The following is a 6,479-nucleotide window of genomic DNA, read 5'->3' as shown; positions in this document are numbered from 1 at the left end:
AGTGGCTAGAATGTTCGGCGGCTTCGCTTCTTCCCGAGAGGCAAAGAGCGCCTCAAGGTCAGAAGCTCCATCCACCTTACATTCTGAGCGAGCCACTTTCGCTTTTTATTAACATTTGTTACAATAGTAAAAATAGAGGAGGGACGTTATATGCCAAAGGGTTCAGGTAAGGTTATTGCACAAAATAAAAAAGCATTTCATGATTATTTCATTGAAGAAACATACGAGGCAGGGCTTGTCCTTCAAGGAACGGAAATTAAGTCGATTCGCGCTGGACGCGTGAACTTGAAAGATGCGTTTGCACGTGTACATAATGGTGAAGTATGGGTACATAATATGCATATTAGTACGTACGAGCAAGGGAATCGTTTCAACCATGATCCGCTTCGCACGAGAAAGTTACTTCTTCATAAAAAAGAGATTGAAAAGTTAACGGGTGCTTCAAAAGAAACAGGCTATGCATTAGTTCCAGTTAGAATTTATTTAAAAAATGGATTCGCGAAAATGGCACTTGGTTTAGCAAAAGGTAAAAAGCAATATGATAAGCGTAACGATTTAAAAGAGAAAGAAGCAAAACGTGAAATTGCACGCGCGTTCCGTGATCGTCAAAAGATGTAATACAGATATTTACATTTGTAAAACGACGCGCGTATGTTATAATAACTTATGTAAGATTGTTGCACATTGAAAAACAGCTCTTAGTAGCTATCACGATATTTCTTCGTATGCTCCATTTTTATCATGGGGACGTTACGGATTCGACAGGGATAGTTCGAGCTTAGGTTGCGAGTCGAGGGGATCGGCCTCGTTAAAACGTCAAAGCCTATAATTGGCAAACAAAACAATCTTTCTTTAGCTGCTTAATTGCACTAAAGGTTCCTCCCTCCATCGTCCATGTGGTAGGGTAAGGGACTCAAACTAAGTGGACTACGCCGGAGTTCGCCGTCTGAGGGCGAAGGAAGAGAACAATCAGACTAGCAACTTGGAAGCCTGTCGATAGGCCGAAGAGTTCGCGAAATGCTAATATATCGACTACACTCGTAGAAGCTTAAGTGCCGATATTTTTGGACGTGGGTTCGACTCCCACCGTCTCCACCAATACATATTTGGTGGTTTTTTTATTTTGTATGATATGAACCATAACTTTGCCAGATTGGCGGGGTTATGGTTCTTTTTGTTTTGCGGTTTATAAAATGCTTAAGTTGATGGGGGAGGGTGGTACCCCTGAAACAGAAAATGAAGAAATAGTTATTGCTGATAAACAGGTAGATACTATAGCTACCTTTAATGATTACATAATATGTATTTAAATCTTCATATCCTTTGTGTTTCTATTCATATCTATTGTAAGATTATATAGAGTTCTCCTAATAAGCTGTTACAATGGCCTTTTTTAGGGGTTTCATATTTATAAATTTAAAAATGTTTTTTTGAGATAAATTGAAGTAGAGGTGAACCATCGGTGAGGCAGGTGTTAGTAATTAAGAATGAACGGTCTTTAGCAAAAAAAATCGTAAGCGGTTTAACGCAAGAGGGCCATTTCATTTTAAAACTTCACAATGAAAACCAAGGTTTAAATATAGCATATGAACAAGATTGGGATATTATCATATTGGATTGGGATTCATTAAGTATATCGGGACCAGAAATTTGTAGACAAATACGACTTGTTAAAACGACACCGATCATTATTGTGACTGACAATATTTCTAGTAAGGATTGCATAGCAGGGCTACAAGCAGGAGCAGATGATTATATTAGAAAACCATTTGTGAAAGAAGAATTAGTAGCAAGGGTTCAAGCTATTTTAAGGAGAACTGACTATATCCAGCAAAATGAGACAAACTTTTTTCAATTTAAAGATCTCTTTGTTGATACATCTAGCAATGTTGTGAAAAAAGGTAGCGAAAATCTCTCGCTTACGAAGCGCGAGTACGATTTACTTGTATTTTTAATTAAGAATAAAAATACAATATTGAGCCGTGAAATGCTTTTAAATCAAGTTTGGGGATATAACGTAGTAGTGAATCCAAATGTAGTAGACTTATATATTGGGTATGTAAGAAAAAAGTTAAAGTGTGAGAAGAGAGACAGGTATATTCAAACGATACATGGCAGAGGCTATTCAATGGTTGAATGATAAAAATAAGATAATAAAATAGTTTCTGTGAAATATGAAAAGAAGGAAACTATAAAAAGAAGATTGCTATTAGGAAATGGTCATTGTTTTGCAGTAGAAATCATGGTTTATAAGGTGTGAACCTATCAGTTAGTACGTGTGGGGATGGATTTGGTGGAGACCGTATCAAATTTATTTTTAATTTTATTAACTCACACCATTCACAAGATTTTCACAGAATTAATGACTATACTTATTTACAGGATGTTCAAATGAAAATGATTATCAATAGCAATTTAGATACATGAAAGTTACTATCTAATTCAATCTATGGACGTCATCATTTTCGAACTAAATTACATAATAAGGAGTATACGTATGAAAAAAACTATGCTTTTAAAATTAGTAAGTATTCTAGCAATTTTCACTTTAATGTTAGTAGCTTGCTCAGATTCAAGTAAGGAAACTTCGAAAGCTAATAAAGGTGATAGTAGTGATAAACCAAAAACGGTTGAAATCACTGATGCTCATGGAACTGTTAAAGTCCCTGTAAATCCAAAGAATGTAGTTGCTTTAGATAATAGAACGTTTGAAACTTTAGCTGATTGGGGAATTAAATTAGCGGCTGCTCCAAAGGATATCATGCCTGCGGATTCAGCATATAAAAAGGATGATTCAGTTAAAAATATCGGGAATCACCGCGAACCAAATCTTGAAATCATTGCAGCGGCAAACCCTGACCTTGTAATCGTTGGTCAAAGATTTGCTGATCATTACGAAGAAATCAAAAAATTAGTGCCAAATGCAGCTGTTATTGATCTTAATTTTGATGTTTCTGAGAAGGCTACTAAGCCTGGAGAAAACTTAGTAAAAGGACTTAAAGATTCTACAACTACTTTAGGAAAAATCTTTGCTAAAGATAAAGAAGCTAAACAATTAGTAGCTGATTTCGATAAATCTATTGAAAAAGCAAAATCTGCTTATAACGGAAAAGATAAAGTTATGAGTGTTATCGTTACTGGTGGAAATATTGGCTTTGCTGCGCCGCACTCTGGTCGCGTTTGGGGACCTATGTATGAAATTTTCGGTTGGACTCCAGCATTAGAAGTTTCAAATTCTACTGCAGGTCATAAAGGTGATGACGTTTCTGTTGAAGCTATCGCACAAACGAATCCTGATTGGCTTTTCGTATTAGATCGTGATGCTGCAACATCTGATGCAGCTAAGTCAACACCTGCTAAGGATGTTATTTCTAAATCACCAGCTCTTCAAAACACAACTGCTGTTTCTAAAAAACAAGTTGTTTATGCACCAGAAGATACTTACACAAATGAATCAATTCAGACTTATGTAGAGTTATTTGGAAATCTTGCAAAAACTTTAGCTAAGTAGTGTAAAGGGGTACGAAACAGTGTCAAAAAATATGATTTCTAGGGTTGAGAATATTTCTCAACCCCAGTTTTATAATCACAATAAAATATGGACAAAACCTTTTATAATAGCGGTTATAGTTGTTATAATTTTAGGGATTATATCACTGTTTACTGGAGTTTATGATATACGTGGACAAGAGGACGGAATGGAGATGTTTTTCATCACTCGTGTTCCAAGAACAGTTGCATTAATGCTTACTGGAGCTGCAATGGCGATGGCAGGACTCGTAATGCAACTCATTACACAGAATCGCTTTGTTGAACCTACTACAACGGGGACGATTGAATGGTCAGGCTTAGGCCTGCTTTTTGTGTATTTATTATTTCCTGCCCCGACTTTAGTTCAAAGAATGACTGGTGCAATCATTTTTTCTTTTATAGGAACTATGATTTTCTTTCTATTTTTAAGAAGAGTTAAGCTTCGTTCGTCTTTAATTGTCCCGATTATTGGATTGATGCTTGGAGCAGTTATTTCTGCAGTGTCTACTTTTTTGGGACTTCTTTTTCAAATGACGCAAAGTATTGAAACTTGGTTCGTAGGTTCATTTGCTAACATTCAGGTGGGAAGGTATGAATATTTATGGCTGATTGTTATCGTTACTTTGCTTATTTTTATGTATGCTAATAGATTGACTTTAGCTGGACTAGGAGAAGATGTCGCAACAAGCCTTGGCGTTAATTACAATAGAATTGTTCTTTTTGGGACTGGTCTTATCTCTGTTGCTGTTGGAATTGTTGCAGCTGTTATTGGACACTTACCTTTCTTGGGATTAATTGTGCCAAATATTGTTTCCATGTTTAGAGGGGATGATCTTAGAAGTAATTTACCTTGGGTTTGTGTGATTGGAATGGGGACAATCACTGCCTGTGACATCATTTCTCGGACAATTATAAAGCCTTTTGAAGTCCCTGTTTCTTTAATACTTGCAACAGTGGGAGCGGTCGTGTTTATTACTATTCTATTGAGACAAAGAAAACCAAGGAGGCTGCGATGATCACATTAGATTATAGAAATAAAGAAAATGTCGAAGTCGATTCTAGCCTTCATAATGAAAGTAGATCAGCTAGTGCTTTTCGTTCTAAGAAGGAGGCAAGACGTTATTGGATTGTACTGACAACATTGATTGCTTTAGGTCTCCTTTCTTCATATGGACTTTTAGTTTATAACAATCCAGTTCCGATAGATTCACCTTCTTTTATCCCGGTTGTTAAGAGACGGATAGTAGCTATTGTTGCAATGATTATTGCTGCAGTTTGCCATAGCTTATCGACAGTTGCTTTCCAATCTATTACGAGCAATAAGATTATTACTCCTTCACTTTTAGGTTTCGAATCACTTTATTCAGCAATTCAAACGAGTACAATATTCTTTTTTGGTGCTAGTGCATTAATAAACTTTAATGGAATTGGGTCATTTTTATTTCAAGTTGTTGTGATGGTCTTCATGAGTTTGATACTTTATGGATGGTTACTTTCCGGTAAATACGGGAATTTACAACTTATGCTTTTAGTTGGAATTATTATTGGCACCGGGCTAAATTCTGTGTCAACTTTCATGAGAAAACTACTTGCGCCTTCAGAATTTGATATTTTACAAGCGAGATTATTTGGTTCTGTTAATCATGCAGACCCTGCATATTTTCCTGTTGTAATTCCTATGATCATAATTGTAGCGTTATTAATTTTTGCTCATTCTAAGAAGTTGAATGTTTTGTCACTAGGAAAGGATGTTGCTACTTCTTTTGGGGTTAAATATCAACCTAGTGTAATTTATACGCTTGTGTTAGTAGCTATTTTAATGTCTATCTCAACAGCTCTAATTGGGCCACTTACGTTCTACGGCTTTTTAGTAGCAACTTTGAGTTATCAAGCGGCGTCAACTTATGATCATAGATATATTTTCCCAATGGCTTTTGCTATAGGATTTTTAATAATGACGAGTGCATACTTTTTAATGTATCATGTATTCCATGCTCAAGGTGTAGTTTCAGTTATTATTGAATTATTTGGTGGAATCATATTCTTAACTATAGTTTTAAGGAAGAGGGCTTTATGATAAAAATCGATAATGTTAAAAAGTTCTATACTGATAAGGTGAAAATAGGACCTTTGGATATTGAAATACCAAAAGCGGGCTTTACTTCTTTAATTGGACCAAATGGCGCTGGAAAGTCTACGACACTATTGATGATTGGAAGACTTTTAGATATGGATGAAGGCCAAATTCAAGTAGCGAATATGGATGTTTCTGAATCCAAATCAAAAGACTTAGCAAAAATTTTGACTATATTGCGACAAGAAAATCATTTTGTAACGAGGCTTACCGTTAGACAACTAGTTGGATTTGGGCGCTTTCCTTATTCAAAAGGAAGATTAACTAAAGAAGATGAGGTTATCATTTCTAAATATATCGATTTCTTAGATTTAACTAGTTTAGAGAATAGATATTTAGATGAGCTTTCTGGTGGTCAAAGACAAAGGGCATATGTAGCGATGGTATTGTGCCAAGAGACTGAATATGTGCTATTGGACGAGCCTCTGAACAACCTTGATGTTGCGCGCTCTGTTCAAATGATGGAGCATTTGAGACGTGCAGCTAATGAATTCGGAAGAACAATTTTGACTGTTATGCATGACATAAATTTTGCAGCTAAATACTCTGATAAAATTTGTGCTATGAAAGATGGACAAATTGCTGCTTTTGGAACAGTGGAAGAGGTTATGGACCCAACACTTTTGACAGATATTTTTGAAACAAAAATAGAAATTATCAATGGTCCTTATGGGCCAATTGCTGTTTATTAGTTACAAAATGAGTATGCAAAAAAAGCTGCTGTCTATATTTTATAGGTGAAGTGACCCCTAAAAGTTAGACACGGTTATTTCATTAGGCAGCTTGATAAAAGTGAGTCCGGTATTGCACCGGG

The 6,479-nt window shown here is 35.8% G+C and carries 6 protein-coding genes and 1 other RNA gene; all 7 read left to right on the top strand.

Translation table 11 applies throughout. From position 1 onward, the window contains the following. The first annotated feature begins 150 nt into the window (after nucleotides 1–150). The 7 genes from smpB (at nucleotide 151) to JDS99_RS29400 (ending at nucleotide 6,357) form a co-directional block, all read left to right on the top strand. Complete coding sequence (gene smpB, locus JDS99_RS29430; protein WP_001123908.1) at nucleotides 151–618, top strand: SsrA-binding protein; 468 nt, start codon at nucleotides 151–153, stop codon at nucleotides 616–618. A gap of 125 nt (nucleotides 619–743) precedes the next feature. Next, nucleotides 744–1,098, top strand: a transfer-messenger RNA (tmRNA) gene (gene ssrA / locus JDS99_RS29425). A gap of 364 nt (nucleotides 1,099–1,462) precedes the next feature. Continuing rightward, complete coding sequence (locus JDS99_RS29420; RefSeq protein WP_199696306.1) at nucleotides 1,463–2,140, top strand: winged helix-turn-helix domain-containing protein; 678 nt, start codon at nucleotides 1,463–1,465, stop codon at nucleotides 2,138–2,140. Between the two features lie 357 nt (nucleotides 2,141–2,497). Continuing rightward, nucleotides 2,498–3,511 (top strand): siderophore ABC transporter substrate-binding protein, encoded by a 1,014-nt coding sequence (locus tag JDS99_RS29415; protein WP_097906735.1) that lies wholly within the window; start codon nucleotides 2,498–2,500, stop codon nucleotides 3,509–3,511. Nucleotides 3,512–3,530: 19 nt separating this feature from the next. Continuing rightward, complete coding sequence (locus JDS99_RS29410) at nucleotides 3,531–4,547, top strand: ABC transporter permease (RefSeq protein WP_046960060.1); 1,017 nt, start codon at nucleotides 3,531–3,533, stop codon at nucleotides 4,545–4,547. After that, nucleotides 4,544–5,608 (top strand): iron chelate uptake ABC transporter family permease subunit, encoded by a 1,065-nt coding sequence (locus JDS99_RS29405; RefSeq protein ID WP_087983991.1) that lies wholly within the window; start codon nucleotides 4,544–4,546, stop codon nucleotides 5,606–5,608. The genes JDS99_RS29410 and JDS99_RS29405 overlap by 4 nt, the downstream gene beginning before the upstream one ends. After that, entirely contained in the window at nucleotides 5,605–6,357 is a 753-nt protein-coding gene (locus JDS99_RS29400; RefSeq protein ID WP_000590056.1) for an iron ABC transporter ATP-binding protein, read from the top strand. The genes JDS99_RS29405 and JDS99_RS29400 overlap by 4 nt, the downstream gene beginning before the upstream one ends. Nucleotides 6,358–6,479: the final 122 nt, after the last annotated feature.

The sequence above is a fragment of the Bacillus cereus group sp. N6 genome (genome assembly GCF_016483705.1).
GTDB lineage: Bacteria > Bacillota > Bacilli > Bacillales > Bacillaceae_G > Bacillus_A > Bacillus_A wiedmannii.
This window is presented reverse-complemented; position numbering and strand designations above follow the sequence as displayed.